This is a genomic window from Streptomyces sp. x-80 (genome assembly GCF_046549095.1).
Classification (GTDB): domain Bacteria; phylum Actinomycetota; class Actinomycetes; order Streptomycetales; family Streptomycetaceae; genus Streptomyces; species Streptomyces celluloflavus.
Window position 1 is genome coordinate 269021 of sequence record NZ_JAJPWM010000010.1, and the last position, 26379, is coordinate 295399.

The following is a 26379-nucleotide window of genomic DNA, read 5'->3' on the forward strand; positions in this document are numbered from 1 at the left end:
GCTTCCCGCCTCACCCCGCTCCGCGCCCGACGTGCGGAGGGTGGCTCCGGCGGCCCTCGCCTATCGTGGGCGGGGGCCGCCTCCCACCTGCGCGGTCATGAGTCGTCGAAGGGGACGCACAGGATGGCCGACGGCGGAGAGCGCGGAGTCATACGGCGCAACACCCTGCGCCAGCAGATCGCCGACGCACTGCGCGACGAAGTCCTGGCCGGCCGGCTGCCGTCCGGCCACCCCTTCACCGTGAAGGAGATCGCCGAGCAGTACGGCGTCTCCGCGACACCGGTGCGCGAGGCGCTGCTCGACCTCTGCGCCCAGGGCCTGCTCGACGTCGAACAGCACCGCGGCTTCAAGGTGCACGCCTTCACCGCCGACGACTACCGCGCCATGGTCGAGGCCCGCGCCCTGGTCGTCGAGGGCATCTTCCGCAGCGGCGCCGGCCGGGAGCCGCGCCGGCTCCCCACCGAGATGATGGTCTCCATCCGCCGCCGGGCCGAGGAGGCCGAACGCGCCGCGCGCGCCGGAGACCTGGACGTCCTCATCGGCTACGACCTGCGCTTCTGGCGGGAGCTCGGCAGCGTCGTGGGGAACGCGTACATCAGCGACTTCCTGGACCGGATGCGCGTCCAGACCTGGATGTTCGCGGTGCCCCTGCTGCGTCGGCTGGGCGATCTCAGGGGCCATCTGTGGCACGACCACGGCGAGTTGGTCACCGCCGTCGCCCGGCACGACCTGTGCGCGGCCCAGCGGCTGGTGACCGAGTACCACGAGCACTCCCTCACCCTCGTGAGAAAGCGCTGAGGGCTGTCCCGTCCTGCCTGGTGGATCAGCGTGCGGCGTCGGACGCGGTCCAGCGCAAGGCGGAGGAGTGTCCGCATACTGGATGTATATGGATGTTCCGGCAACGCGGCGAGGTGTCGTAGCTGTCGTCGCGCTGCCCGCCAGGTATTACGGAACGGCCCTTGGCACTACGCTGTCCCGACCATCGGCCGTAACGGGCCGTACCCGTAGCCGTACGTGCGCACGCGCCCCGACCCCTACCGGAAGCGAGTCCTCACCCGTGGCATGTGACCTGTGGCTGGTACCTCTCGTCGATGTGCTCTGTCACAGCCCCGACAACCCCTTCTCCGAAGAGCTCGCCGCCTACGACCGGGCGCTGACGGACGCGGGCCTGCCCCCGGTCCCGGTGTACAGCTATATGCCGGGTCTCTCCGGTGACGTCGCGCCGGTGGCCGGTTTCGACTACGACGCGCTGCACTTCCTGCGCCGCGCCTATCTCCTGCGGCTGTGCGGCCTGGAGGTGACGCCGGTGGACGAACTGGGCGGCGACTACGAGCAGTTGCTGGAGATGTTCGAGACGACCGCGCAGCAGTCCCACCTGGTCTGGCACTACGACCACGCGGGCGCCTACGTCCCGGTCGACTTCCCGCATCCGCTCGGCGGCGACGAACTGCTGGCGGGCGGCGGTCCGTTGGGCTCCTCGCACGGTCTGCTGCGCGACCTCGAACTGGTCGCACCCGCCCTCGGCATCGACCCGGCCAACCCGCCGGCCGCACCCGCCCCGCCGGCCGGTCCGACCTCTCTGGAGGAGCGGACCGGCGCCGTCCCCCTGGACGACGGCCCGTTCGCCCGGGAACGGCATGTCTGGCTCGGCCTGCACGCGGCCGCCACTCGGAGCCTGGGCCAAGGCTCGATGATCGTCTTCAGCTGACGGGTGTGCCGGGGGCGCCCGCCCCCGGCATCCGCCCCCGGCATCCGCCCGGCGTGCGCGCCCGCGCTCGCCCCTGGGCCCGTCGGCGCGTCCCGAAAGCTCAGTGCGGCGGCTCCGGCGGCCGCTGCCGCGGCATGTTCGGCCGTCGGCCGGGCGGCAGCAGGAACCGCCCCGGCGGCCCCGGGCTCTCCGCCCGCTGCGCCGCGCACGGCACCGTCGTCTGCGTGGCGGGCGGCGCCGGCCCCGCCCGGAACTCGGCCATCCAGTCCGCCGTCTCGGACCGTACGAGCTCCGTCAGATCCTCGTGGAACCGCCGCAGCATCCCCAGACAGCGCTCCGCGGTCTCGCTCGCCGTGCCGTCCGCCGGTCCGAGGACCTCGCGCACGCTCTCCGACGCCCAGTCGAACTGCAACGCCTCCAGCCGCCGCTGGATCGCCTGCGCGGTGGCCACATCCCGCATCCAGCCCGCCGTCACCCCGAAATACCGGTCGCAGCCGACACACACCGCCGCCAGCAGCAGCGCCAGATAGCCCCACGGCGCCCCGCCGGTCCAGGCCCCGGTCAGGTCCAGCAGCGGCAGCGCCCCGGCCACCGAGACCGCCGCCGCGGTCACCAGGCGCAGCGCCCGTGCGCCGCGGCGCTTCGCCAGCCGGTCGCGCAGATACCAGTCGGCGGCGCGCAGCGCGCCGTCCTCGGTCCACAGGTAGAGCGCATCCAGACGGTCGGCCGGTTCCCCCCAGTCGCCGAGCGGAAAGGTCCGCCCCGCGAGGTCCTTCCGGTCCCGGCGCCCGCCCTTCTCCCGAGGGGGCCCCTCGGGCTGCATCTCCGGCTGACTCACCCGTGCACTCCTCCATACGGATACCTGCGGTGCGCGTATACGGATACGTGCGGTGTGCGCGTGACATACGAGACGGCGGATGGCGCGCAGCCCCTTCCTACCGCCGAACGGTTGGCGTTGCCCGCAAGATCACCGCATTTCCGCCGGGAAGTGGCGCGGGATCGGGTATAAGCCCACCGGGCAACTCACCCGAAAGAGTTGCCACCACGGCGGCCGACGGTTTCCGGCCGCTCCTGTCCCCGCCCGGCCGCCGCCGGCCTCCGCCCGGCCGCCACCGGGCCGTACCGCCCCCGTCCGGGCGCGGCGCCGGGGGCGACTAGGCTGCACCCGTGAAGGTCCTCGTCATCGGCGGCGGCGCCCGCGAACATGCCCTGTGCCGCTCTCTGTCCCTCGACCCCGACGTCACCGCGCTGTACTGCGCTCCCGGCAACGCCGGTATCGCCGAGGTGGCCGAACTGCACGGGGTCAACCCGCTCGACGGCGCGGCCGTCGCCGAACTGGCCGCCGGTCTGCGGGCCGATCTGGTCGTCGTCGGCCCGGAGGCCCCCCTCGTGGCGGGCGTCGCGGACGCCGTACGCGACCGCGGCATCCCGGTCTTCGGCCCCTCGGCCGAGGCCGCCCGGCTGGAGGGCTCCAAGGCGTTCGCCAAGGACGTGATGGCCGCCGCGGCCGTCCCCACCGCCCGCAGCTACGTCTGCACCACCGCCGCCGAGATCGATGCCGCGCTGGACGCCTTCGGCGCCCCGTACGTCGTCAAGGACGACGGTCTGGCGGCCGGGAAGGGCGTCGTCGTCACCGAGGACATCGAGGTGGCCCGCGCACACGCCCTCGCCTGTGTCTCCCCGCCGCGCGCCGCGGCTGCCGGGACGGCGGACGCCGGGGGACAGGCCGTCATCGAGGAGTTCCTCGACGGTCCCGAGGTCTCCCTCTTCGCCGTCACCGACGGCGAGACCGTCGTCCCCCTCCAGCCCGCCCAGGACTTCAAGCGCGCCTACGACGGCGACGCGGGCCCCAACACCGGCGGTATGGGCGCGTACAGCCCGCTGCCCTGGGCCGACCCGAAACTGGTCGACGAGGTCATGGCGACCGTCCTCCAGCCCACCGTCGACGAGCTGCGCCGCCGCGGCACCCCGTTCTCCGGGCTGCTCTACGCGGGCCTGGCGATCACCTCGCGCGGTGTCCGCGTGATCGAGTTCAACGCGCGTTTCGGCGACCCGGAGACCCAGGTCGTCCTGGCCCGGCTCACCACCCCGCTGGCCGGGCTGCTGCACGCCGCGGCCACCGGCACCCTCGCCGCCCTCCCGCCGCTGCGCTGGAGCGACGGCGCGGCGGTCACCGTCGTCATCGCCTCCCACAACTACCCGGACACCCCGCGCACCGGCGATCCGATCGCGGGCCTCGCCGACGTCGCGGAGCAGGACGCCCCCGAGGCGTACGTCCTGCACGCGGGCACCAAGCGGGACGGCTCCGGCGCGGTGGTCAGCGCGGGCGGCCGGGTGCTGTCCGTGACGGCCACCGGCGCCGACCTCACCACCGCCCGCCGGCGCGCCTACCGCGCCGTGGACCGGATCTCGCTGGACGGCTCCCAGCACCGCACGGACATCGCCGCCAAGGTCGCGGGCGAGCCGGCGGAGCAGGCCGCGGGTGAGGCGGCGGAGCAGGCCGCGGGTGAGGCGGCACCGCGGGCCTAGGGTCCGCGGCTCCCCTGGCGTTCCCATCGGCCCCGCCCGTACGTCCTGACCGGATGTACGGGCGGGGCCGCGGTACACCGGCGGGGCGCATACGCGCAGGTGGACGGGGTCATCCGGGGGCGTACGGGGCCGTGGGCGGGGCATATGCGGGGCGCATGCGCCCGTTCCGGCCGGAAGGGCGCCACGCCCGTCCGCACCGGCCCACACGGGCCCGCGCGCGTCCCGTGGCTTTACCCAAAGCCATTCCATCGAGTGACCAAGCCGGTAACCGACTGACGCGAGCGACACCCCCAACTAGGGTGCCGCGCAGGCGTTCTGCGGCCGCCGTACCGGAAATCGGCGCGGTTGCCGCAGCGGCGTCCGGCAAGTGGCTCACCGGCATTGCGATGTCAGTGGCCGGTGCCACAGTGGTGGGGGAGTGGGCAACGACCACGGCGGACGTCCGCGTCCGCCCGCACCGTCGCCGCACTCCCGCGTCTCAGGTACTTCCGTCCCGTGTTCTCTCCATCCGCTCGACCAGGACAGCAGGGGGTGTACAGACTCGTGGCAGGTCCGGAAACAGGTGTCCTGGCGGCGCGTGCCCGCGCCCTCGCCGTACTGCGGATCCGCGGTGCCGCGCTGGGTGTCGCCCTGCTGCCCGCCGCCGTCGCCGTGGTGCTGCTCTTCGGCTGCGCGACCGGCCGGCTCGGCGCGGCCCCCGGCTGGGGCGTCGCGTGCTGGACCATCGGCGCTCTCGCCGTCCTCGTGCTGCTCCTGGCGGCGCTGGTCGCCGTGGTCGTCGCCCGCGCCCGCCCCGCGCTCAGCCCCTCCGTGCCGGTCGCCGAGAAGTCGGCCCCCGACCTGTACCGCCTGGTACGCGATCTCGCCGACCGCCTCGACGTCCCGGCGCCGTCCGCGATAGCGCTCACCCCGGACTGCGACAGCTGGCTCGAAGACCGTACGCACCCCGCCCATGCCGCGCTGCACCGCACCCCGCACCCCGCCGACGGCGCGGGACGGCCCTCCGGGGCGCCGGTCCTCGTCATCGGCTCGCCCTTCCTGTGGTGGATGCGGGTCGCCGAGCTGCGCGCCCTGCTCGCCCCGGTCGTCGCCGGGACCGGCCCGTCCGCCCACCCCGACATAGCCGCCGCCCGCCGCTTCATCCGCGGCCTGGACGCCGCCGCCGCGGTCCCGGCCCGCCCCCGTGGGCCGCTGCGGGCCCTGCCGCTCCGTTTCACCGGCCGGATCGCGCGACTGCTGCTGCGCGCCTGCCGCGACCACGCCACGCTCATGGAGCGGGGCGTCGCGGCCGCCGCCTCCGAACGCGCCAGGACCGTCGACTACGGCCTGCGGATCGTCGCCCAGGAGCAGGTCGGCCTCGCGTACGCGGGCTGGGACCGGCTGCTGACCCGGGTCGCGCTGCCCGCCTGGCGGATGGGCCGCTGGCCCTCCCGGCTGGACGCCGGCGTGGTCTCGGCGCTCACCGAACTCTCCCGCCGCGACCGCCTCGCCGAGGGCTTCGCCTCCCGCCTCGGCGAGCGGCCCGCCTGCGACCTCCTGGAGGAGCCCGGCGCCTTCGACCGCGCCGCCTCGCTGCTGGCCGCCCGCCTCTTCCACGGCGGCCCCGCCGAGGCGGGCCCCGACTGGTCGCCGGTCGGCTGGCACCAGTACCCCCAGGAGGTCGTGGACCGTAAGTGGCGCCTGGAGGCCGCCCGGCTGCACCGCGTCCTCGACGACCTCCCCGTCGTACCGCCCCCGGACGCCCCGGCTCCCGGCGCCGCCGCCCCGTCCCTCTCCTACGCCCGCACGGCGGCCCGTACGCCCGCGGCCGGCGCGTCCCTGGGCGCCCGGCCCGCCGGCCGCGCCTCGGGTGCCCCGGGTGCGACGCCCCCGGGGCCGACGCTCGCCCGCGTCCTCGACCGGCTGGCCCACGACGACCGCACCGGCGACCTCGTGGCCGCCCGGCTCGGGGCCGAGGTCGAGCGCGAGGAGCGTGCGGAACGCGCCGCGGCCGCCCGCTCGACCGGCCACGGCGGCTCCGCGTCGGACGCCGCCGCGGGCGTGGCCTGGGGCGACGGCCTGGCCGAGGGGGGCCTCCCGCTCTTCCCACTGCGGCCGCCCCGCACGGCCCGTGAGCTGCTCGCCGACCACGTCACGGCCATGGTCTGCTGCGCCGCCGTCGACACCGCGGGCGCGGCCCCCGGCCTGGACTGGCTGGACGGCCCGGCGCTGCTGGTGGACGGCGCCCGCCGGTCCGACCTCGGCAGCCCGGTGCTCAGCCTGGTCGACGACGGTGACGCCGAACCGCTCCGCGGCTGGCTGACCACGGTCGGGGTGCGCCCGGAAAAGCCGGTCCGGCTCGGCTGACCCGCACGAGCGCGCGCACCGCGCACGCCGCGCCCGCACCGAGTCCGCGCCGCTCCCGCGCACCCCGGAGCGCGCCGCCGGCCGGCGCCCCCTCGCCCCATCGGCTGAATGTTCCCCTCCAGTTCGTGTTTCGGGGCCCAGAGGCTCTAAATTCACGACGAAGGGTGACGAAGTGAGTGCGTAATGTGATGTGCTGGGGGCGGCCGCGTTCGTCCAGCCGGACCAACGGACCCCGTCCCGCGCGCGGCGACGGCCCTACGGGCAGGCGAACGGAAACACCGGTCCGCCGTGGCCACGCGGGACGCGGGAGGGGAGTGGAAGGTGGGGACGGAAGAGATCAGGCGCTGGGAGTCGGGCGCGCTCGCCCACGCGGTCACGGACCCGTTCGGGCAGGGTCCGCTGCCCTGGCTGCGCGGCAGCGAGAACTACTTCGAGTCCGGTCAGGTGGTGCCCTGGTACGTGGACCCCGCCGTCGCCCAGGGCGATCTGCGCGTCCCGCCACCCCGTAAGCACAACGGCCCGCGCACCGCGGACGACGTCCGCCGGCAGATCAAGGGCTTCGCCAGCACCGGCGCGGTGGCCCCCGGCGAAGCCATCGACTTCCGCGTCTCGGTCGATCCGCCGCAGCCGTTCAGCATCGACGTCTACCGCATCGGCCACTACGGAGGCGCCGGCGCCTCCAAGATCACCACGAGCCCGCGTCTCGCCGGTATCGTCCAGCCGGCCCCGCTCACCGTCGACCGCACGGTCTCCTGCCACCACTGGTGGCTGTCCTGGCGCCTCCAGGTCCCCGAGTACTGGAATCTCGGCGCGTACGTCGCCGTGCTCACCACCGCCGACGGCTACCGCAGCCACATCCCCTTCACGGTCCGCGACGACCACCCCGCCGACCTCCTCCTGCTGCTGCCCGACATCACCTGGCAGGCGTACAACCTCTACCCCGAGGACGGCCACACCGGCGCCAGCCTCTACCACGCCTGGGACGAGAAGGGCGCGCTCCTCGGCGAGCAGGACGCCGCCACCACGGTCTCCTTCGACCGCCCCTACGCCGGTGCCGGGCTCCCCCTCCATGTCGGCCACGCCTACGACTTCATCCGCTGGGCCGAGCGCTACGGATACGACCTCGCCTACGCCGACGCCCGCGATCTGCACGCCGGCCGCGTCGATCCGACCCGCTACCGCGGCCTGGTCTTCCCCGGCCACGACGAATACTGGTCGGTGCCGATGCGCAGCACCGTCGAACGCGCCCGCGACAGCGGCACGTCCCTCGTCTTCCTCTCCGCCAACACCATGTACTGGCAGATCGAGCTCTCCCCGTCACCCTCCGGGCCGGACTCCCTGCTCAGCTGCCGCAAGCGCCAGGGCCCGGGACGACCCGCTCTGTGGCGCGAGGCCGGCGACCCCGAACAGCGTCTGATGGGCGTCCAGTACGCGGGCCGGGTGCCCGAACCCGCCCCGCTCGTCGTCCGTAACGCCGGCCACTGGCTGTGGGAGGCCACCGGCGCCCACGAGGGCGACGAACTCCCCGGCCTGGTAGCCGGCGAGGCCGACCGCTACTTCCCGCGCGTCAGCCTCCCCGACCACACCCACCGCATCCTGCTCGCCCACTCCCCGTACCGCGACACCGAGGGCAACCGCCGCCACCAGGAAACCTCGCTCTACCGTGCCCCCAGCGGCGCCCTGGTCTTCTCCTCGGGCACCTTCGCCTGGTCCCCGTCCCTCGACCGCCCCGGCCATGTCGACCGACGCGTCCAGCGCGCCACCGCCAACCTCCTCGACCGCATCTGCAAACGCGACTGAGGGCTTTCGGACCCCTGTTGCCGTATTTGCCGCAGTTGCCGCAGTCCCTGCGGCGGCGGATCGGGGTGTGTGGTGCCTGCGTGTCCGTGTGCCGTACGGCTGCGGGCCAGCACTTTTGCGTACGTCCCTGGAGTCCTTGCCGCGCATCCGTCGGTCGCCCGTCGGCCACTTGGCGGCAGCCCCGCCACTGGCCCGCGGTGGCGGATCGGTGTGTGCGCCGGTCGCGTATCCAGGCGGCTGGCGGGCCGGCGCTCTCGTACGTCTCTTGGAGGCCCTGCCGCGCATCCGTCGCTCTCGGCCCGTCGGCCACGTGTGCCACCTGGCTGTGGTCCCGCCAGCGGCCCATGGTGACCGTCGCTCACCGGGAGCGACGGGGACCGGAGCCGCGCCTACCCACAGCGGTCGATTCCCCTCCGTATGGCCCGCCGGCGGTCAGACTCCCGGCCGGGTACCCGCCTGGGCGTCCGAGGTGCCCGGGGAGTTCTGGTCGGCCCGGAATTCCTGGGCGCCCTGGGCGAGGAATGTTCCGACGGTCCGGGCGAAGCCATCGGGGTCGTCGAGCCAGGGGAAGTGGCCGCCACCCGGCTGAACGGCCACTTCGGCCGTGGGGAACAGCTCCGCGATGGCGGCGGCGACGCGGGGGCGGGGGCCGCTGTCCAGCTCACCCGACAGGACCAGCACCGGCGCGCTCAGTGCGGCGATGGCGGCGCGGGCGGCGCCGGGCTCGAAGGCGCCCGGAGACGCGTAGATCTCGGCGGCCTCCGCGTTGCTCTGTGCGACGTCGGCTGCGGCGTGGGCCTGAGCGACCGCGTCCCAGCGACCGTAGAAGAAGGGGGCGACGGCGTCCCAGTCGGCATCGTCCGCGGTGCCGGCCCGGACGGCTTCGTAGGCGTCGTGAGCGGGCCCGAACCACGGCTCGGCCGTACGCAGGGCGGCAGCTTCCCGGCGGTGCTCTTCGGTGAAGTCGACACCGAGGGCTCGGGCGCGGGCGGTGATCAGGGTGAGGGTGCGGACGCGCCCGGGGTACCGGGCCGCGTAGAGCAGGGCGAGATCGCCGCCCGCCGAGTGGGCGAGAACGTCAACGCGGTCCCAACCGAAGTGACGACGCAGGGCCTCGACATCGGAGACCTGCTGGTCGCAGCGGTACGTGGCCGGGTCGGCGGGGATGCCGGAGGCGCCGGTGCCCCGCAGGTCGAGCATGATCAGCCGGCGCTGCTCCGACAGCCCACCGAGGTCGCCGAGGTAGGAGGAAGCGCGCATGGGGCCACCGGGCAGGCAGAGCAGCGGCTCTCCCTCACCTCTGACGTGAAAGGCGAGTTCTGTTCCGTCGAGAGCGGTGAAGGTCGGCATCGCGCCATCCTCATGACCGCGTGACGACCACGGCAAGCGTTTTACACCTGTGCCGGCCAAGATCGCCCGCGCCGCCGCCCGGTCACGGCGGCGAGGCGCAGCCTGGCCCCGCCGCCTCCGCCCCTGGTCTCTCCGCCCCCGTCCCACCACCCGCCTGCCCCACCGCCCGTGCACGTTCTGCGCCGCCGGCCAGGTCGTCTCACCAGGTCGTCTCACCTGGCCGTCGCCGACGCCCTGACCGCCCGTTCCGTCCGACCGGCCCACCCTGCGGCATCGCCGGACTCTCGCATACGGGAGAATCGGAACGACTCCTGGATCAACCTACGCGGAGGCAGCGTGTCCGGTTTCGTAGAAAAGCCCGAGCCCGTGCAGGTACCGGGTCTCACCCACCTGCACACCGGCAAGGTGCGCGACCTCTACCAGAACGCCGACGGCGAACTGATCATGGTCGCCAGCGACCGCACCTCCGCCTACGACTGGGTGCTCCCCACCGAGATCCCCGGCAAGGGCCGCATCCTCACCCAGCTGTCCCTGTGGTGGTTCGACCAGCTCGCCGACCTGGTGCCCAGCCATGTCCGCTCCACCGAGGTCCCGGCCGGCGCCCCGGCCGACTGGGCCGGCCGCACCCTCGTCTGCACGTCCCTGGCCATGGTTCCCGTCGAATGCGTGGCCCGCGGCTATCTCACCGGCTCCGGCCTCGCCGAGTACCAGCAGTCCCGTACGGTCTGCGGTCTGGCTCTCCCGGAGGGCCTGGTCGACGGCTCCGAACTGCCCGCGCCGATCTTCACCCCGGCCACCAAGGCCGCTGTCGGCGACCACGACGAGAACGTCTCCTACGAAGAGGTCGCCCGCGAGGTCGGCCCCGAGGTCGCCGCCCGGCTCCGTCAGACGACCCTCGCCGTCTACGGCAGGGCCCGCGACATCGCCCGCGAGCGTGGGGTGATCCTGGCGGACACCAAGTTCGAATTCGGCTTCGCGGGTGAGGAGTTGACCCTTGCCGACGAGGTGCTGACGCCGGACTCCTCGCGCTTCTGGCCGGCCGACCAGTGGCAGCCGGGCCGCGCCCAGCCGTCCTTCGACAAGCAGTTCGTCCGCGACTGGCTGACCTCGCTCGCCGCCGGCTGGGACCGTACCGGCGAGCAGCCGCCGCCGGCCCTCCCGCAGGACATCGTGGACCGCACCCGCGCCAAGTACATCGAGGCGTACGAGCGTCTCACCGGCCTCACCTGGTCGTAACCGCCGCCCCGCGCGCATACGAAAGGCCCCGGCCGGTATCGCTACCGGCCGGGGCCTTTTCTTCGCTGAGCGGACGACGAGGCTCGAACTCGCGACCTCAACCTTGGCAAGGTTGCGCTCTACCAACTGAGCTACGTCCGCAGGCGCCGCGCAGAACGTCCGGAGACAGTCGCCGACGCGCGGTGCGGGGTCCACTATAGCCAACCCCGCTCGCGGGCGATGCGCGCTGCCGCATGGCGGTTCTCGGCGGACAGCTTCGCGGTGGCCGACGAGAGGTAATTGCGTACCGTCCCCGGCGACAGCGCCGCCCGCTCCGCGATCTCCGTGACCGGTGCCCCGGTCTCGGCGAACTCCAGCACTTCCGCCTCCCGGACCGTCAGCGGGGAATCCCCGGCGCTGATCGCATCCGCCGCCAACTCCGGATCGACATAACGGTTTCCGGCGTGCACCGTGCGAATGATCTCCGCGAGCCGCTGCGCCGACACCGTCTTCGGCACGAACCCCCGCACCCCGGCCTCCAGCGCCCGTTTCAGATGCCCCGGCCGCCCATGACTCGTCACGATCATCGACCGGCACTCCGGCAGCTCATGCCGCAACGATGTGGCCACCGCCACACCGTCCGCCCCCGGCATCTGAAGATCCAGCACCGCCACATCGGGCGCGTGCGCCCGTGCCATCGCCAGTGCTTCCGGCCCCGACGCCGCCTCCGCCACGACCAGCAGATCGTCCTCCAACGACAGCAGCGCCGCCAGCGCCCCCCGGATCAGATGCTCGTCGTCCGCCAGCAGCACGCGGATCACCCCCTCACTCACCCCGCCTCCCCACTCCGGCCCGGCCGTCCCTCATGGTGCTGTCGCCCGACACAGCCCTGCCATCCACCACGGCCCCGCCTCTCACGTATCGCCTCGCCACTCGATTCCTCCCGCTCCGTCACCCCGTGATCGCCTTCCGCAGACCGGCCTTCCCGGACCCGCTCTCCGCAGGCGCCCGTCCGCGGGTCCCATCGCCCATGGCGTCTCACTCACGGCACCTCACGCCCGCGCGCCGTTCACCACCTCACCGGCCCTCGCCCGCCCGTCCGCCGGTATCGGGAGTTCGACGGTCAGGCGGTAGGAGCTGTCCGGTCCCGGTCCCGATTCCAGCGTTCCGCCCAGCGGATACAGGCGTTCCCGCAGGCCCCTGAGACCGCTTCCGGACAGCGGCGCGGGCCGGCCCTCCGGGGGAGTCACGACACCGTCGTTCTCCATGGTCAGCACCAGCACCGCACGCTCCGGGTCGAGGCGGGTCCGCAGGACACAACGCCGGGCATCGGCGGCATGCCGCAGCACGTTCGTGGTGCCCTCGCGGACGACCCAGCCGAGAGCCGACTGCACCTCCGAGGGCAGCCGCGGGTCTTCCTCGCCCTCGATCCGGCAGTCGACGCCGGCCGCACGCAATATGGACCGCGCACCGGCCAACTCCGCCTGAAAGTCGGCCTTCCGGTACCCCCGCACCACCTCGCGCACCTCCCGCTGCGACTCCTGCGCGATCCGCTGCACCTCCACCATCTGCTCCACGGCCTCCGGCCGCTCCCGCCGCGCCAGCTGGACCGCCAGCTCGCTCTTCAGCGCGATCACCGCCAGATTCCGGCCCATCACGTCGTGCAGATCGCGGCCGAACCTCAGCCGCTCCTCGGCGACCGCGAGCAGCGCCTGGTTCTTGCGGGCCGCGTCCAGCTCCCAGAACACGGCGAGCAGCCAGCCCGAAGGGCGCGCTATGACGAAGCTCCACAGACCGGCGACGATCAAGAGGATCGCCAGATACAAGCCGAACGCCCACACATCGGTCACCAGGCCGGTCAGCAGCACCAGCACCGCCGTCCCCACGCCGAGTGACGCCATATACCTCCGCTTGGACACGACCAGGGAGTAGACCATGAAGAACGGGGTGAGGGCCGCGGTCATCGCCAGCGTCACCGTGCCGATACCGTCCGGGCTCTTGATCCCCTCGACGATGATGAGCTTGAGCAGGGCGGCCTCGGCCGCGATCGTCAGTACACCCGAGACGGCCATCAGGCGGTGCGGTGTCGGGCCCCGGTCCAGATAGCGCTGCAAGGCGCGGTTCAGCAGGGTGATCGTCAGGATGCTCTGCACGACATTCAGCCCGAGGGCCGTACTGGCCAGGGTGACGGGCAGCGCCCCGCCGGTGGTCGCCCGGGTGACCGGTGTCACTCCGGCGGTTACGGCGAACCAGGGGATCAAGTAGAGCGTCCAGCGGAAGTACGTGTCGACCTTGGACAGGGTGTTCTGCCGCCGCCACTTCGCCTGTACCCGTTCGATCATGTGCCCCGTGCCCCCGTCGTCCTGGTCGCCGCGCGTCGCGCGCTACGGCTGTGTCGCCTACCGCCGCGGCTCCCAGCGGAACCACCGCTTCACAGCAAACACCGCGATTCCTACCCACACCAAGCCGATGACCAGCCGTTTCAGCGTCTCCACGGCGTCCGCACCGCCGGTCCAGCCGTCGCGTATCAGCTGCATCACCGGTGACAGCGGCAGGAGCCCGAGGACGTCGGCGATACGGTCCGGCAGCATGTCCAGCGGCAGGACCATCCCGGAGCCGGCCAACGACAGAAAAGTGATCGGGAGCACCACGAGCTGTGCGGACTCCGCCGACTTGGCGAGCGCCGACGATGCCGCGGCGAGCGCCACCACCATCACCATGCCGATCAGGACACCGGCGATCAGCAGATGCGGGGCACCGGGCAGGCCCGTGTCCAGCACGATTCCGCCCAGCGTCACCAGCAGCGCGCACTGTGCCAGCCCCATGGCCACGGAGGGCAGGGCGGTACCGGCCAGGATCTCCGGATCGCGCAGCTCACCGGTGCGCAGCCGCTTGAGCACCAGTTCCTCGCGCCGCGCGGCGTAGGCCCCGGTCAGATTGGAGTAGACGGCGAAGAGCAGGACATAGCCGAGCGTCGCCGGCAGCAGGACCGTCCCCACCGACAGGCCGGTACCCGCGAGGTCCATGCCGCTGACCGCCTGCTTCATGGCGAACGCCATGGTGAGGGGCATGACCAGCGTCATGAACAGCGCGGTCTTGTTGCGTACGAGAAGGGTCAGCTCCGCCCGCCCCAGGGCGACCAGCCGGGCCCCTGCGCCGGTTTCCGCGGGCGCGCCCGCCCGCTCTTCCGCGCGGGCCTCCACCGTGTTCGCGCTCATGCGTTCTCCAGTCCCTTCGCGATGTGCAGGAATGCCTCTTCGAGAGATGCGGTCCGGACGTCCAGGCCGGCCAGCTCCATCCCCTGGTCCCGGGCCCAGACCAGCACCCCGGTCGCGGTCCGTTGCAGCTCGTCCGTCCGCAGCCGGACGGTCCGTCCCACCGTCTCGTGTCCGATGACGCCCAGTTCTCCCAGCGGCGGGAGGTCGCCGAGATGGAAACCGTCCGGCAGCTCGAAGGAGATGTGCGAGGGATGCGCGGCGACCACATCCGCGACGTATCCGGCTTGTGCTATCCGTCCCCCGTGCAGAATCGCGAGCCGGTCCGCCAGCTCCTCCGCCTCTTCGAGGTAGTGCGTGGTCAGCACGATCGTCGTCCCGGCATCCCGCAGCTCGCGGACCAGCTTCCAGGTTTCGTGGCGCGCCTCGGTGTCCAGTCCGGTCGTCGGCTCGTCCAGAAACAGCACCTCGGGCCTGCCCAGCAGTGCCAGGGCGAGGTCCAGCCGCCGCCGCTCGCCGCCGGACAGCTGCTTGACGCGGACGTCTCTGCGCCGGGTCAGCCCGACGGAGCTCAGCGCCTCGTCGACCGGCCGCGCCCCACTGGTGCAGCCCGCCCACATACGCAGCGTCTCGGCCGGGGTCAGCTCGGCGGGGAAGCCGCCTTCTTGCAGCATCATGCCGATGCGCGGCCGCACCCTGTGCCGCTCGGTGAAGGGGTCGTGGCCGAGCACCCGCACCTGCCCCGCGGTGGGCGGGGCCAGGCCCTCCAGCAGCTCGACGGTGGAGGTCTTGCCTGCGCCGTTGGTCCCCAGCAGTGCGAACAGCTCGCCGCGCGCGACCGAGAAGTCGATCCCGCGCACCGCCTCGAAGCCCTTCCCCGCACTCGCGCGCCGGCCGGCCGCGCCGTAGCGCCTGCGCAGACCGGTGACGTCGATCACGCTCTCGCCCGATCCGACGCTCGCGGCCCCGCTACGGCCGGCGCCCCCGATGGTTTTCTCCCCGATGTTCATGTGTCCAGCGTTCCGCCGGGCCAGGGCTTCGGGCAGTGCGTCCTGTCATCACAGTCGATGACAAATGTCAGTTGCCAGACCGGCGACGGCCGGACGAAGAGGCGGAAGGGAGCGGAAGACGGCGGAAGGGAGCGGAAGGGAAACGAAGAAGGCCCCGGTCGTGATGACCGGGGCCTTCTTTTTCTGAGCGGACGACGAGGCTCGAACTCGCGACCTCAACCTTGGCAAGGTTGCGCTCTACCAACTGAGCTACGTCCGCAGGCATCCACTCGGCTTTCACCGAGCGGCGCGACAGCTACTCTACCTGATCCATTGGACTGGTTGAGCAGTCAGAGCGGGTGACAGGGATTGCACACTGCGCCTCCCCCTTGGAAAGGGGGCGCTCTACTACTGAGCTACACCCGCGTGACTCCTTGGGGTTCGGCCTTTCGGCCTGGCCCCTCGGCGTGCTCCAGACTCTAGCTGATCAGTAGGGGTGCTGTGCAAGTCGGCTCCGCGCGGCCGCGGGGCGCCGGCAAGTCGGCTAGTGATTGGCGGCGTTGAACGCCTCGTAGACCTTCTTGGGGATCCGGCCGCGCGGCGGGACGTCCATATGGTGGGAGCGGGCCCAGGCGCGGACGGCCGCCGGGTCGGGGGTGACCGCGGTCCGGTGGTACGCCTTGCCGGACTTGGACCGCTTGCGGCCCGCCGCCACGAACGGCGCGAGGGCGTCGCGCAGTTTCTTCGCATTGGCGGGATTGAGGTCGATGTCGTACGACTTCCCGTCCAATCCGAAGGTGACCGTCTCTGCGGCTTCTCCCCCGTCGATGTCATCGGAGAGCATTACTACTACGCGCTGCGCCACGGATATCGGTCCTTTCAGGGAGCGACCCCGTGTTGACATGGGGTGATGCTCCAGATCCGGCTGATCGGGATCAATGCTTTTTCATTTGTACAGCGGTGGGCAATGCATTGTGAAGCCCAGTTAATTTCGTCAGCGTGTCACCCCGCAATCCGGAGCCTGGATCTTTTCGAGGATTTTCCCCGGCAGGCGTCCCCGCCGACGCCCGGCCATGATGCACGCAACGGTATCTATGCGCGTAGATTTTCGAACACGGTACTGTGAGGTCACCGCCTTACGCACCACACCACCGGGAGTGCCAGTGGCACGCGTCGTAGTCGACGTCATGCTCAAGCCGGAGATCCTCGACCCGCAGGGGCAGGCGGTGCAGCGTGCACTGCCACGCCTGGGTTTCGAGGGAATCGCCGACGTCCGTCAGGGCAAGCGCTTTGAACTTGAGGTGGAGGGACCGGTCGACGACGCCGCCCTCGCCCGCATCCGCGAGATGGCCGAGACCTTCCTCGCCAACACCGTCATCGAGGATTTCACCGTGCGGGTCGACTCATGACCGCCCGCCCGTCGCCCGCCACCGCAGGTGGCGACGGCCCATCGGGCCGCGGTAACACCCGGGTCGGTGTCATCACCTTCCCGGGCACGCTCGACGACCGCGACACCCAGCGCGCGGTCCGGCTCGCCGGAGCCGAGGCGGTGCCGCTGTGGCACCGTGACAAGGACCTCAAGCAGGTCGACGCCGTGGTGCTGCCCGGCGGCTTCTCGTACGGCGACTACCTGCGGGCCGGGGCCATCTCCCGGTTCTCGCCGGTGATGGAGACCGTGATCGAGCAGGCCAGGGCGGGTATGCCGGTCCTCGGCATCTGCAACGGCTTCCAGGTGCTCACCGAGACCCACCTGCTGCCCGGCGCGATGCTGCGCAACAACCACCTGCACTTCATCTGCCGCGACCAGAAGCTGCGGGTGGAGAACGCGAACACCTCCTGGACGGCGGAGTACGAGGCCGGCCAGGAGATCAGCATCCCGCTCAAGAACATCGACGGCCGGTACGTCGCGGACGAGCGCACCCTCGACATGCTGGAGGCCGAGGGCCGGGTGGCGTTCCGCTACCTGGACGTCAATCCGAACGGTTCGCTCCGCGACATCGCCGGTATCACCAACGAGGCGGGCAACGTCGTCGGCCTCATGCCGCACCCCGAGCACGCCGTCGAGCCGCTGATCGGTTCGGGCCGTACGGACGGTCTCGGATTCTTCACCTCGATCCTGAAGAAGCTGGTCAACGCCTGATGACTCTGGACACCGTCAAGCACGCGACCGAGACGCCGGACATCGACCAGCCGTGGGCCGAGCTGGGCCTGAAGCAGGACGAATACGAGCGCGTCCGGGAAATTCTCGGCCGCCGGCCCACCGGCGCCGAGCTGGCCATGTATTCGGTCATGTGGTCCGAGCACTGCTCCTACAAGAGCAGCAAGGTCCATCTGAAGCAGTTCGGTGAGAAAGCCCCCGAGAGCGACGCACTGCTCGTCGGTATCGGGGAGAACGCCGGTGTCGTCGACGTCGGCCAGGGTTACGCGGTCACCTTCAAGGTGGAGTCGCACAATCACCCCTCCTATGTGGAGCCCTACCAGGGCGCGGCCACCGGCGTCGGCGGCATCGTCCGCGACATCATCGCGATGGGCGCCCGCCCGATCGCCGTCGTGGACCCGCTGCGGTTCGGTGCCGCCGACCACCCCGACACCAAGCGCGTCCTGCCGGGCGTGGTGTCGGGCATCGGCGGCTACGGCAACTGCCTGGGCCTGCCCAACATCGGCGGCGAGACCGTCTTCGACGCCTGCTATCAGGGAAACCCGCTGGTCAACGCCGGTGCGATCGGTGTGATGCGGCACGAGGACATCCACCTCGCCAAGGCGTCGGGCAGCGGCAACAAGGTCATCCTCTACGGCGCCCGCACGGGCGGCGACGGCATCGGCGGCGCCTCCATCCTGGCGTCGGAGACCTTCGACGACGCGAAGCCCAGCAAGCGCCCGGCCGTCCAGGTGGGCGACCCCTTCCAGGAGAAGCTGCTCATCGAGTGCACCCTGGAGGCGTTCGCCGAGAAGCTGGTCGTCGGTATCCAGGACCTCGGCGCGGCCGGCCTCTCCTGCGCCACCAGCGAGCTGGCCTCCAACGGCTCGGGCGGGATGCGCGTCGAGCTGGACGACGTACCGCTGCGCGACTCCACGCTCTCGCCCGAGGAAATCCTCATGAGCGAGTCGCAGGAGCGCATGTGCGCGGTCGTCGAGCCGTCGAAGGTCGAGCGCTTCCTCGCCATCTGCGAGAAGTGGGACGTGACCGCCACCGTCATCGGTGAGGTGACCGACGGCGACCGGCTGGAGATCTTCTGGCACGGCGAGATGATCGTCGACGTCGACCCGCGGACGGTGGCGCACGACGGCCCCGTCTACGAGCGCCCGTACGCCCGTCCCGCCTGGCAGGACGCCCTCCAGGCCGACGACGCGAACAAGCTCGCCCGCCCGGCGGACGCGGACGAGCTCCGCGCCCAGGTGCTCCGGCTCGTCGCCTCGCCGAACCAGGCGTCCAAGTCCTGGATCACCGGTCAGTACGACCATTTCGTGCAGGGCAACACCGTCCTGGCGCAGCCGGAGGACTCCGGCATGATCCGTATCGACGAGGACACCAACCTCGGCGTCGCGATCGCCACCGACGGCAACGGCCGGTTCACCAAGCTCGACCCGTACACGGGCGCGCAGCTGGCGCTCGCCGAGGCGTACCGCAATGTCGCCGCGACCGGTGCCAAGCCGCTGGCGGTCTCCGACTGCCTGAACTTCGGCTCGCCCGAGGACCCGGCCGTCATGTGGCAGTTCGCCGAGGCGATCCGCGGTCTGGCCGACGGCTGCCTGGAGATGGGCACGCCGGTCACCGGCGGCAATGTCTCGCTCTACAACCAGACCGGTGAGGCGGCGATCCACCCGACGCCGGTGGTCGCGGTGCTCGGCGTCATCGACGACATCAGCCGCCGCACCCCGATCGCGTTCGCGGACGAGGGCCACCTCATCTACCTCCTGGGTGACACCAAGGAGGAGCTGGGCGGCTCGGCCTGGTCGCAGGTCGTCCACGACCACCTGGGCGGCCTGCCGCCGACGGTGGACCTGGGCCGCGAGAAGCTGCTCGCGGAGATCCTGATCTCCGCGTCCCGGGACGGCATGGTCGACGCGGCGCACGACCTCTCCGACGGCGGTCTGATCCAGGCCCTGGTGGAGTCGTGCCTGCGCGGCGGCAAGGGCGCGCGCATCGTCGTCCCGGACGGCGTCGACCCGTTCGTGCTGCTCTTCTCGGAGTCGGCGGGCCGGGCGATCGTCGCCGTTCCGCGCAGCGAGGAGCTCCGCTTCAACGACATGTGCGGTGCGCGTGGCCTGCCGGCGACGCGGATCGGCGTGATCGACGGCACGGAGATCGACATCCAGGGCCAGTTCAGCATCCCGCTGAGCGAGCTGAAGGTGGCGCACGAGGAGACCATTCCGGCCATCCTCGCCTGAGCGTCCGCCGCTGCCACGACGGTCCGTCCCCGCTCCGGGGGCGGACCGTCGTCGTCGGCGGACGGCCCGCGGCCCTGCCGGACGCGCCCGGTAGCCTCGGCGCCATGTCTCCGGCCCGCGGCAGGTCCCGCACCCGCAGTTACGACCCCGCCAAGACCCGTGCCGCCCTCACCGCGCAGTGCGCGCACGTGCACGCGGCCGTACGGGCGCTGGCACCCGAGCAGTTCGCGCGGCCGACCCGGCTCGGTGACTGGACGGTGCGCGAACTGGTCGCGCATCTGTCGATGACGCTGGGCGGTGTGGCGCGGAATCTGGCGCGGCCGGCCCCGCCGGAGCAGCGGGTCGCGCTGCTGGACTGGCCGTCCGCGACCGCGCCGCACGCGGCCGGGATCGACGCCGATACCCGGGCCCTGGCCGCCGACGACCCGGACGCGCTGCTGACGCGCACCGCGGAGCAGCTCGCCGAGGTCCTCCCGGCCGCCCCCGCGGACCGGCTGCTGGCCACCCGCTTCGGCGCGATGCGGCTGGACGACTACCTGGTCACCCGCTGTGTCGAACTGGTCGTGCACACCGATGACCTGGCGGCGGCGACCGGCACGGAGATCCCGTACGACCGCCAGGCCCTGGCCATCGCCACCCGCCTCCTCGCCGACGCACTCGCGGTGAAGGCACCCGGCGGGTCGGTCGAGGTCCGGGTGCCGCCCTTCGCGGTGGTGCAGTGCGTCGAGGGCCCCAAACACACCCGCGGCACCCCGCCGAACGTCGTCGAGACCGACCCGCTGACCTGGCTCCGGCTCGCGACCGGCCGTACCGCGTGGCACGAGGCGCTGGACGCGGCGGCCGTCAGCGCCAGCGGCGAGCGCGCCGACATCGGCGGATACCTCCCCGTACTGCGCTGAACCGGACCGCGGCCGGCCCGCACAGAACCGGCCACCCCGGACGTTGCGCATCTCACACCGGTGAGCCGGCGGTCCGGGTGACGCAAGCCGCGCACGGGGCGGAATCCGGCGCTCCGTACACGCGGCGAAGGCGGGGGCGGCGACGGCCGGGGAAGCCGCCCCGGCGGTCGCGCCGAGCGGGCGGACCGGCCGGGGATCAGGCGCGGCAAGGCCCACGGAGCGCGCCGGGCCGGAAATCCGGGCCGTTCGCGCACGGTCGCGTCAAGCACGCCGCACGCGCCGTTTGTGCACGCGTCCAAGAGAGCGGCCATCCCCGGTTCGGATGAATCCGCGACCTGCCCTAGACTCAGTGATGTGCCACGTGGTGACGGACGACTCAACCACGACCTGCTCCCCGGCGAGAAGGGCCCCCAGGACGCTTGCGGCGTCTTCGGTGTCTGGGCCCCGGGGGAAGAGGTCGCCAAGCTCACCTATTTCGGGCTGTACGCATTGCAGCACCGTGGACAGGAGTCCGCGGGCATCGCTGTGAGCAACGGCTCCCAGATCCTCGTCTTCAAGGACATGGGCCTGGTGTCCCAGGTCTTCGACGAGACTTCCCTCGGCTCCCTCCAGGGCCATATCGCCGTGGGCCATGCCCGCTACTCCACCACCGGTGCCTCGGTGTGGGAGAACGCCCAGCCGACGTTCCGTGCCACCGCGCACGGCTCGGTCGCGCTCGGCCACAACGGCAACCTGGTGAACACCGCCGAGCTGGCGGATCTGGTCGCCGCGCTGCCCCGTGAAGGCGGCCGCGCGACCCAGGTCGCGGCCACCAATGACACCGATCTCGTGACGGCGCTGCTGGCCGGCCAGGTCGACGAGGACGGCAAGCCGCTGACCGTCGAGGAGGCCGCGCCCCGCGTCTTCCCGAAGGTGCAGGGCGCCTTCTCCCTCGTCTTCATGGACGAGCACACGCTGTACGCCGCCCGCGACCCGCAGGGCATCCGCCCGCTGGTCCTCGGCCGCCTGGAGCGCGGCTGGGTGGTGGCCTCCGAGACCGCCGCCCTCGACATCTGCGGTGCCAGCTTCATCCGGGAGATCGAGCCCGGCGAGATGGTCGCCATCGACGAGAACGGCCTGCGCAGCACGAGGTTCGCCGAGGCCAGGCCCAAGGGCTGCATCTTCGAGTACGTCTACCTCGCCCGCCCGGACACCGACATCGCCGGCCGCAATGTGTACCTCTCCCGGGTGGAGATGGGCCGCAAGCTGGCCGCCGAGGCGCCGGCCGAGGCCGATCTGGTGATAGCGACGCCGGAGTCCGGCACCCCCGCGGCCGTCGGATACGCCGAGGCCAGCGGCATCCCGTACGGCTCCGGTCTGGTCAAGAACTCCTACGTCGGCCGGACCTTCATCCAGCCCTCGCAGACCATCCGCCAGCTCGGTATCCGCCTCAAGCTCAACCCGCTGAAGGAAGTGATCCGCGGCAAGCGCCTGGTGGTCGTCGACGACTCGATCGTCCGCGGCAACACCCAGCGCGCCCTGGTGCGGATGCTCCGCGAGGCCGGCGCCCGCGAGGTCCACATCCGGATCTCGTCCCCGCCGATCAAGTGGCCGTGCTTCTTCGGCATCGACTTCGCCACCCGCGCGGAGCTGATCGCCAACGGGCTGAGCGTGGAGGAGATCGGCAAGTCGCTGGGCGCCGACTCGCTCGCGTACATCTCCATCGACGGCATGATCGAGGCGACCACCATCGCCAAGCCGAATCTCTGCCGGGCCTGCTTCGACGGCGAATACCCGATGGACCTGCCCGACCCGGGGCTGCTGGGCAAGCACCTCCTGGAGTCGGAGAACGCTGGTCAGGCCAAGCCGGACCTGGACGGCGTCGGGACGCTGACGGCCGGTGTCGGCGGCGCCGACGCGCTGCGCCGCCCGTAGCCCGCACACACACGACACGAAAGTTCTGGGCCATGCCTACCGAGTCCTTTGAGCCTGCGCAGTCCGCGGGCGCCGGTGCCAGCTATGCCGCGGCGGGTGTCGACATCGAAGCGGGCGACCGCGCCGTGGACCTCATGAAGGAGTGGGTGAAGAAGGCCACCCGCCCCGAGGTCGTCGGCGGGCTCGGCGGCTTCGCCGGCCTCTTCGACGCGTCGGCGCTCAAGCGGTACGAGCGGCCGCTGCTGGCCTCCGCCACCGACGGCGTCGGCACGAAGGTCGACATCGCCCGCAAGATGGGCGTCTACGACAGCATCGGCCACGACCTCGTCGGCATGGTCGTCGACGACCTGGTCGTCTGCGGCGCCGAGCCGCTGTTCATGACCGATTACATCTGCGTCGGCAAGGTGTACCCGGAGCGGGTCGCCGCGATCGTGAAGGGCATCGCCGAGGGCTGTGTGCTGGCCGGCTGCGCGCTGGTCGGCGGCGAGACCGCGGAGCACCCCGGGCTGCTGGGCGTGGACGAGTTCGATGTCGCGGGCGCCGGCACCGGCGTCGTCGAGGCCGACCGGGTGCTGGGCGCGGACCGTATCCGCGCGGGCGACGCGGTGATCGCGATGGCGTCCTCCGGACTTCACTCGAACGGGTACTCGCTCGTCCGGCACGTCCTCTTCGACCGGGCCGGGCTGGCGCTCGACCGGGAGATCCCGGAGTTCGGCCGCACCCTCGGCGAGGAGCTGCTGGAGCCCACCAAGATCTACTCGCTGGACTGTCTGGCGCTGACCCGTACGGCAGAGGTGCACGCGTTCTCGCACATCACCGGCGGCGGCCTCGCCAACAACCTCGCGCGGGTGATCCCGGACGGTCTGCACGCCACCGTCGACCGTGCCACCTGGACGCCGGGCGCCGTCTTCGACCTGGTCGGCACGGCCGGCTCGGTGGAGCGCCGGGAACTGGAGAAGACCCTGAACATGGGCGTCGGCATGATCGCCGTCGTACCTCAGGAGTCGGTGGACGTCACGCTGACCGTACTGGCCGACCGTGGCGTGGACGCCTGGGTCAGCGGCGAGATCGTCGAGCGCGGTGACCACGCAGAGGCAGTGACGCTGACCGGTGACTACGCGAGCTGAGCCGCGGGGCCGCCGGGGCGGCGGTCACCAGAGCAGCACAGAACCCGGTCCGGGTGATGCTCCGGACCGGGTCGGTGATGCTGCTGTCAGTGCCTTGAACGCACAGTGGTGCGTCAGGCGCGACGACGCTGGTGGGACGAGTCGCCCTCGTCTTCATCGTCGTTGTTGTACCGATCCGCGTACTTTGCGTACGGGTCGTCGTCGTCCTTCTCGCCCTCGAACGGTTCCCCGTTCGGAGGCTGCTGGTTCGACGTCGATGCACCCAGCTCGTCGGCCAGTCGTGAGAGATCCGTCCCACCGCTGCTGTACTTCAGCTGGCGGGCGACCTTTGTCTGCTTGGCCTTGGCCCGGCCGCGCCCCATGGGTCGACCCCCTCAATGACGGGGCTCGTTGGCCCCAGAGTCTTGACACGCGTTCATGATTCGGAGCGGGCTCTCGGCAGAGAGACCGGTCCGTAGAGCTTTAACGGTACCTGCTTCCGCGGCCATACGGTACGTCGCCCGTATCACCCACCGCTCGGCACAACCTTCGGTCGCCCTGTCCCCGCTGGTCAACTGCGATTTTAACCTGTCCTGTACGGCGACCCGCCGACGGGTGGTGAGAGATGTCTCCCTCACCCCCTCGCGGCGGGCCGCACAAGGGTGCATTTTCGGCCTGAGGAGCGCCTCGGGGAGCCGCGCGGGACCCCGAGGCGCCGAGATCACGGCCGTCCGGTGCGACGCCTGTCAGCCGCGCCGGCCCTCCGCCATCCGCTGTTCGGCGAGCCGGTCGGCCGCCGCGGCGGGCGGAATGCCGTCCGACTTCGCACGAGCGAATATCGCCAGCGTGGTGTCGAAGATCTTCGCCGCCTTGGCCTTGCAGCGGTCGAAGTCGAAGCCGTGCAGTTCGTCGGCGACCTGGATGACGCCGCCGGCGTTCACGACGTAGTCCGGGGCGTAGAGGATGCCGCGGTCGGCGAGGTCCTTCTCGACGCCGGGGTGCGCGAGCTGGTTGTTGGCCGCGCCGCACACCACCTTCGCGGTCAGCACCGGCACCGAACCGTCGTTCAGCGCGCCGCCCAGCGCGCACGGCGCGTAGATGTCCAGCCCCTCGGTGCGGATCAGCGCCTCGGTGTCCGTGACCGCCGCCACCTGGGGGTGCTTGGCGCGGACCCGCTCCACCGACTCGGCGCGGACGTCCGTGACCACGACCTCGGCGCCGTCCGCCAGGAGGTGCTCGACCAGGTGGTGGCCCACCTTGCCGACGCCCGCGATACCGACCTTGCGGTCCCGCAGCGTCGGATCGCCCCACAGGTGCTGGGCCGAGGCGCGCATGCCCTGGAAGACGCCGAAGGCGGTCAGGACGGAGGAGTCGCCGGCGCCGCCGTTCTCGGGCGAGCGGCCGGTGGTCCACTTGTTGGTCCGGGCGACGACGTCCATGTCGGCGACATAGGTGCCGACGTCGCACGCGGTCACATAGCGGCCCCCGAGGGAGGCCACGAACCGGCCATAGGCGAGCAGGAGTTCATCGGTCTTGATCAGATCGGGGTCGCCGATGATCACGGCCTTACCGCCACCGTGGTCCAGTCCGGCGAGGGCGTTCTTGTACGACATACCGCGCGACAGGTTGAGGGCGTCCAGCACGGCCTCCTCCTCGGAGGAGTACGCGTGGAAGCGGGTGCCGCCCAGGGCAGGTCCCAGAGCGGTGCTGTGGAGGGCGATCACAGCCTTGAGGCCGCTGGCGCGGTCCTGGCAGAGAACGACCTGCTCGTGGCCGCCCTGCTCCGATCGGAACAGGGTGTGCAGGACGCCACCGTCGGCACTGACGGAGGCAGGACGTACGTCGGTCACTGTAGTGACTCCCATATGTCGTGAAGGACGCCCTCTGCGGGGTCTCCCGCTTGTGGCAGGAGGCGAGGAGGGCCGGTCGGGAAGAGCGTAAGACTTCCGGGGCGCACTGGTCCGGCAGGTGCGGAGGATCACTCTCGTACGAGGGGCGGGCATGGCACGATCTGCCGTATCCCGGGCCGGGCGGGGTAGGCAACTCCCGGCGGTGGACTTTCCTTTGAAGGAGCGGGCGTGGCCCTGGCGTCGTCGGTGATGGTCCCGTATATGGCCTATTTGCGGGTTTACGAGCCGCTGGCGGCATTCCCCGAACCGGAGCGCTCCCATTGGGCGCGCTATGCCAAGCGCGCGGACACCCCCACGGCGCAGGACGAGCAGCGCCGGGCGCTGGCGGACCTGCTGCCGACCCCGCCGGTGCCGGTGCCGGTCCACGAGAGCGCCGACGCGTTCGTCGCCGTCGTGGACGGTGTGACCTGCGTCTGCCCGTGGCGCACCCGGCTGCGCGGCTGGCAGGCGCTGGAGGAGCTGGCGGAGCTGCTGCCGGCGCCGGTGCTGGACGCGGCGCTGCCCCCGGTGGTGCGCCGGCAGGCGGCGACCGACTACGAGCGGTGGCTGGCGCGCAATCCGGACGCCAGGCCCTGGATCCGCGGGGCGACCTGGCACGTCCCGGTCCGGTGGTTCGTGCTCTTCGACGACGCCGAGCGGGAGTACACCAAGAACGGCCAGGGGCCGCTGCTGCGCTACCGGACGCCGATGGCGCAGGCACGCCGCCGGGTCGCGCGCGGGCTGCGGACGCTGCGGGACGCGCTGGAGGAGGGGCCGCTGATCGACGGCCTGATGGACGTGGGGCGCTGGCTGGAGGAGTTCCACCCGCGCTCGCTCGTGGAGCTGGATTACGGCGGGCTGGTGCACGCGGTGCCCGAGGGGCGGCTCGCGGACGACCGGTCCGCCGCGGAAGTGGCGGAGGGGCTGGCCGCACTGCGTGACGGGGACGGTGCGCGGGCCGGTCTCGCGTACGAGAAACTGTCGGAGCGGTGGCGGGCGGTGCGGGAACGCCAGTTCTCCAGCTAGGGCC

Annotated in this window: 22 protein-coding genes and 3 tRNA genes; 13 read left to right on the forward strand and 12 right to left on the reverse strand. The window is 71.8% G+C overall.

Going from position 1 to position 26379, the window contains the following annotated elements; translation table 11 throughout:
• The first annotated feature begins 123 nt into the window (after positions 1-123).
• The gene (locus tag ACLJWH_RS22155; protein ID WP_411143479.1) at positions 124-798 is read left to right on the forward strand and encodes a GntR family transcriptional regulator; all 675 of its coding nucleotides are present in this window, start codon (positions 124-126) and stop codon (positions 796-798) included.
• 259 nt (positions 799-1057) lie between these two features.
• Positions 1058-1708 carry a hypothetical protein gene (locus tag ACLJWH_RS22160; RefSeq protein ID WP_411143480.1) on the forward strand — a complete coding sequence of 217 codons (651 nt, stop codon included), beginning with the start codon at positions 1058-1060 and terminating at the stop codon, positions 1706-1708.
• A gap of 100 nt (positions 1709-1808) precedes the next feature.
• Here ACLJWH_RS22160 and ACLJWH_RS22165 read toward each other — a convergent pair whose 3' ends face one another.
• A complete protein-coding gene (locus ACLJWH_RS22165; RefSeq protein WP_411143481.1) occupies positions 1809-2546 on the reverse strand; it encodes an SLATT domain-containing protein in 738 nt (245 codons plus the stop codon).
• A 329-nt stretch (positions 2547-2875) separates the two neighbouring features.
• Here ACLJWH_RS22165 and purD point away from each other — a divergent pair, with 329 nt between their 5' ends.
• From purD to ACLJWH_RS22180, 3 genes are all read left to right on the forward strand, one after another.
• Positions 2876-4237, forward strand: coding sequence for a phosphoribosylamine--glycine ligase (gene purD / locus ACLJWH_RS22170; RefSeq protein ID WP_411143482.1), 1362 nt, complete (start codon positions 2876-2878; stop codon positions 4235-4237).
• Between the two features lie 543 nt (positions 4238-4780).
• Positions 4781-6583, forward strand: a complete 1803-nt coding sequence (locus tag ACLJWH_RS22175) for a hypothetical protein (RefSeq protein ID WP_411143483.1) — start codon at positions 4781-4783, stop codon at positions 6581-6583.
• A gap of 321 nt (positions 6584-6904) precedes the next feature.
• The gene (locus ACLJWH_RS22180; protein ID WP_411143484.1) at positions 6905-8383 is read left to right on the forward strand and encodes a N,N-dimethylformamidase beta subunit family domain-containing protein; all 1479 of its coding nucleotides are present in this window, start codon (positions 6905-6907) and stop codon (positions 8381-8383) included.
• Positions 8384-8815: 432 nt separating this feature from the next.
• Here the strand turns inward: ACLJWH_RS22180 and ACLJWH_RS22185 are convergent, their stop codons facing one another.
• Positions 8816-9733, reverse strand: a complete 918-nt coding sequence (locus ACLJWH_RS22185; RefSeq protein ID WP_411143485.1) for an alpha/beta fold hydrolase — start codon at positions 9731-9733, stop codon at positions 8816-8818.
• Positions 9734-10069: 336 nt separating this feature from the next.
• Between ACLJWH_RS22185 and ACLJWH_RS22190 the strand changes: the two genes are divergently transcribed.
• On the forward strand, positions 10070-10969 hold the full coding sequence (locus tag ACLJWH_RS22190) for a phosphoribosylaminoimidazolesuccinocarboxamide synthase (protein ID WP_411143486.1): 900 nt from the start codon (positions 10070-10072) through the stop codon (positions 10967-10969).
• 68 nt (positions 10970-11037) lie between these two features.
• Here ACLJWH_RS22190 and ACLJWH_RS22195 read toward each other — a convergent pair.
• The 8 genes from ACLJWH_RS22195 to ACLJWH_RS22230 form a co-directional block, all read right to left on the reverse strand.
• Positions 11038-11110, reverse strand: a tRNA-Gly gene (locus ACLJWH_RS22195).
• Positions 11111-11163: 53 nt separating this feature from the next.
• A complete protein-coding gene (locus ACLJWH_RS22200; RefSeq protein ID WP_411143529.1) occupies positions 11164-11766 on the reverse strand; it encodes a response regulator in 603 nt (200 codons plus the stop codon).
• A gap of 234 nt (positions 11767-12000) precedes the next feature.
• The gene (locus tag ACLJWH_RS22205) at positions 12001-13290 is read right to left on the reverse strand and encodes a sensor histidine kinase (RefSeq protein WP_411143487.1); all 1290 of its coding nucleotides are present in this window, start codon (positions 13288-13290) and stop codon (positions 12001-12003) included.
• Between the two features lie 57 nt (positions 13291-13347).
• Positions 13348-14166, reverse strand: a complete 819-nt coding sequence (locus ACLJWH_RS22210; protein ID WP_411143488.1) for an ABC transporter permease — start codon at positions 14164-14166, stop codon at positions 13348-13350.
• Positions 14163-15173 carry an ABC transporter ATP-binding protein gene (locus tag ACLJWH_RS22215; RefSeq protein ID WP_411143489.1) on the reverse strand — a complete coding sequence of 337 codons (1011 nt, stop codon included), beginning with the start codon at positions 15171-15173 and terminating at the stop codon, positions 14163-14165. The genes ACLJWH_RS22210 and ACLJWH_RS22215 overlap by 4 nt, the downstream gene beginning before the upstream one ends.
• 186 nt (positions 15174-15359) lie before the next feature.
• A tRNA-Gly gene (locus ACLJWH_RS22220) sits at positions 15360-15432 on the reverse strand.
• A gap of 74 nt (positions 15433-15506) precedes the next feature.
• Positions 15507-15578 (reverse strand) — tRNA-Gly (locus tag ACLJWH_RS22225).
• Positions 15579-15696: 118 nt separating this feature from the next.
• Positions 15697-16017 (reverse strand): histone-like nucleoid-structuring protein Lsr2, encoded by a 321-nt coding sequence (locus ACLJWH_RS22230; RefSeq protein WP_052858497.1) that lies wholly within the window; start codon positions 16015-16017, stop codon positions 15697-15699.
• A gap of 298 nt (positions 16018-16315) precedes the next feature.
• Here ACLJWH_RS22230 and purS point away from each other — a divergent pair, with 298 nt between their 5' ends.
• From purS to purM, 6 genes are all read left to right on the forward strand, one after another.
• Positions 16316-16561 (forward strand): phosphoribosylformylglycinamidine synthase subunit PurS, encoded by a 246-nt coding sequence (purS, locus tag ACLJWH_RS22235; protein WP_052858499.1) that lies wholly within the window; start codon positions 16316-16318, stop codon positions 16559-16561.
• Positions 16558-17292 carry a phosphoribosylformylglycinamidine synthase subunit PurQ gene (purQ, locus tag ACLJWH_RS22240; protein ID WP_411143490.1) on the forward strand — a complete coding sequence of 245 codons (735 nt, stop codon included), beginning with the start codon at positions 16558-16560 and terminating at the stop codon, positions 17290-17292. Before purS ends, purQ begins: the two co-directional genes overlap by 4 nt.
• Positions 17292-19541, forward strand: coding sequence for a phosphoribosylformylglycinamidine synthase subunit PurL (purL, locus tag ACLJWH_RS22245; protein ID WP_411143491.1), 2250 nt, complete (start codon positions 17292-17294; stop codon positions 19539-19541). Before purQ ends, purL begins: the two co-directional genes overlap by 1 nt.
• A 104-nt stretch (positions 19542-19645) precedes the next feature.
• Positions 19646-20440 carry a sterol carrier family protein gene (locus ACLJWH_RS22250; protein ID WP_411143492.1) on the forward strand — a complete coding sequence of 265 codons (795 nt, stop codon included), beginning with the start codon at positions 19646-19648 and terminating at the stop codon, positions 20438-20440.
• A gap of 354 nt (positions 20441-20794) precedes the next feature.
• Positions 20795-22354, forward strand: coding sequence for an amidophosphoribosyltransferase (gene purF, locus ACLJWH_RS22255; protein WP_052858595.1), 1560 nt, complete (start codon positions 20795-20797; stop codon positions 22352-22354).
• Between the two features lie 32 nt (positions 22355-22386).
• Positions 22387-23481, forward strand: coding sequence for a phosphoribosylformylglycinamidine cyclo-ligase (gene purM, locus ACLJWH_RS22260; protein ID WP_411143493.1), 1095 nt, complete (start codon positions 22387-22389; stop codon positions 23479-23481).
• Positions 23482-23594: 113 nt separating this feature from the next.
• Here the strand turns inward: purM and ACLJWH_RS22265 are convergent, their stop codons facing one another.
• Positions 23595-23843 (reverse strand): DUF3073 domain-containing protein, encoded by a 249-nt coding sequence (locus ACLJWH_RS22265; RefSeq protein ID WP_052858509.1) that lies wholly within the window; start codon positions 23841-23843, stop codon positions 23595-23597.
• A 363-nt stretch (positions 23844-24206) separates the two neighbouring features.
• Positions 24207-25325 carry a Leu/Phe/Val dehydrogenase gene (locus tag ACLJWH_RS22270; RefSeq protein WP_411143494.1) on the reverse strand — a complete coding sequence of 373 codons (1119 nt, stop codon included), beginning with the start codon at positions 25323-25325 and terminating at the stop codon, positions 24207-24209.
• 213 nt (positions 25326-25538) lie between these two features.
• Between ACLJWH_RS22270 and ACLJWH_RS22275 the strand changes: the two genes are divergently transcribed.
• A complete protein-coding gene (locus ACLJWH_RS22275; RefSeq protein ID WP_411143495.1) occupies positions 25539-26375 on the forward strand; it encodes a hypothetical protein in 837 nt (278 codons plus the stop codon).
• The last annotated feature ends 4 nt before the right edge of the window (positions 26376-26379 follow it).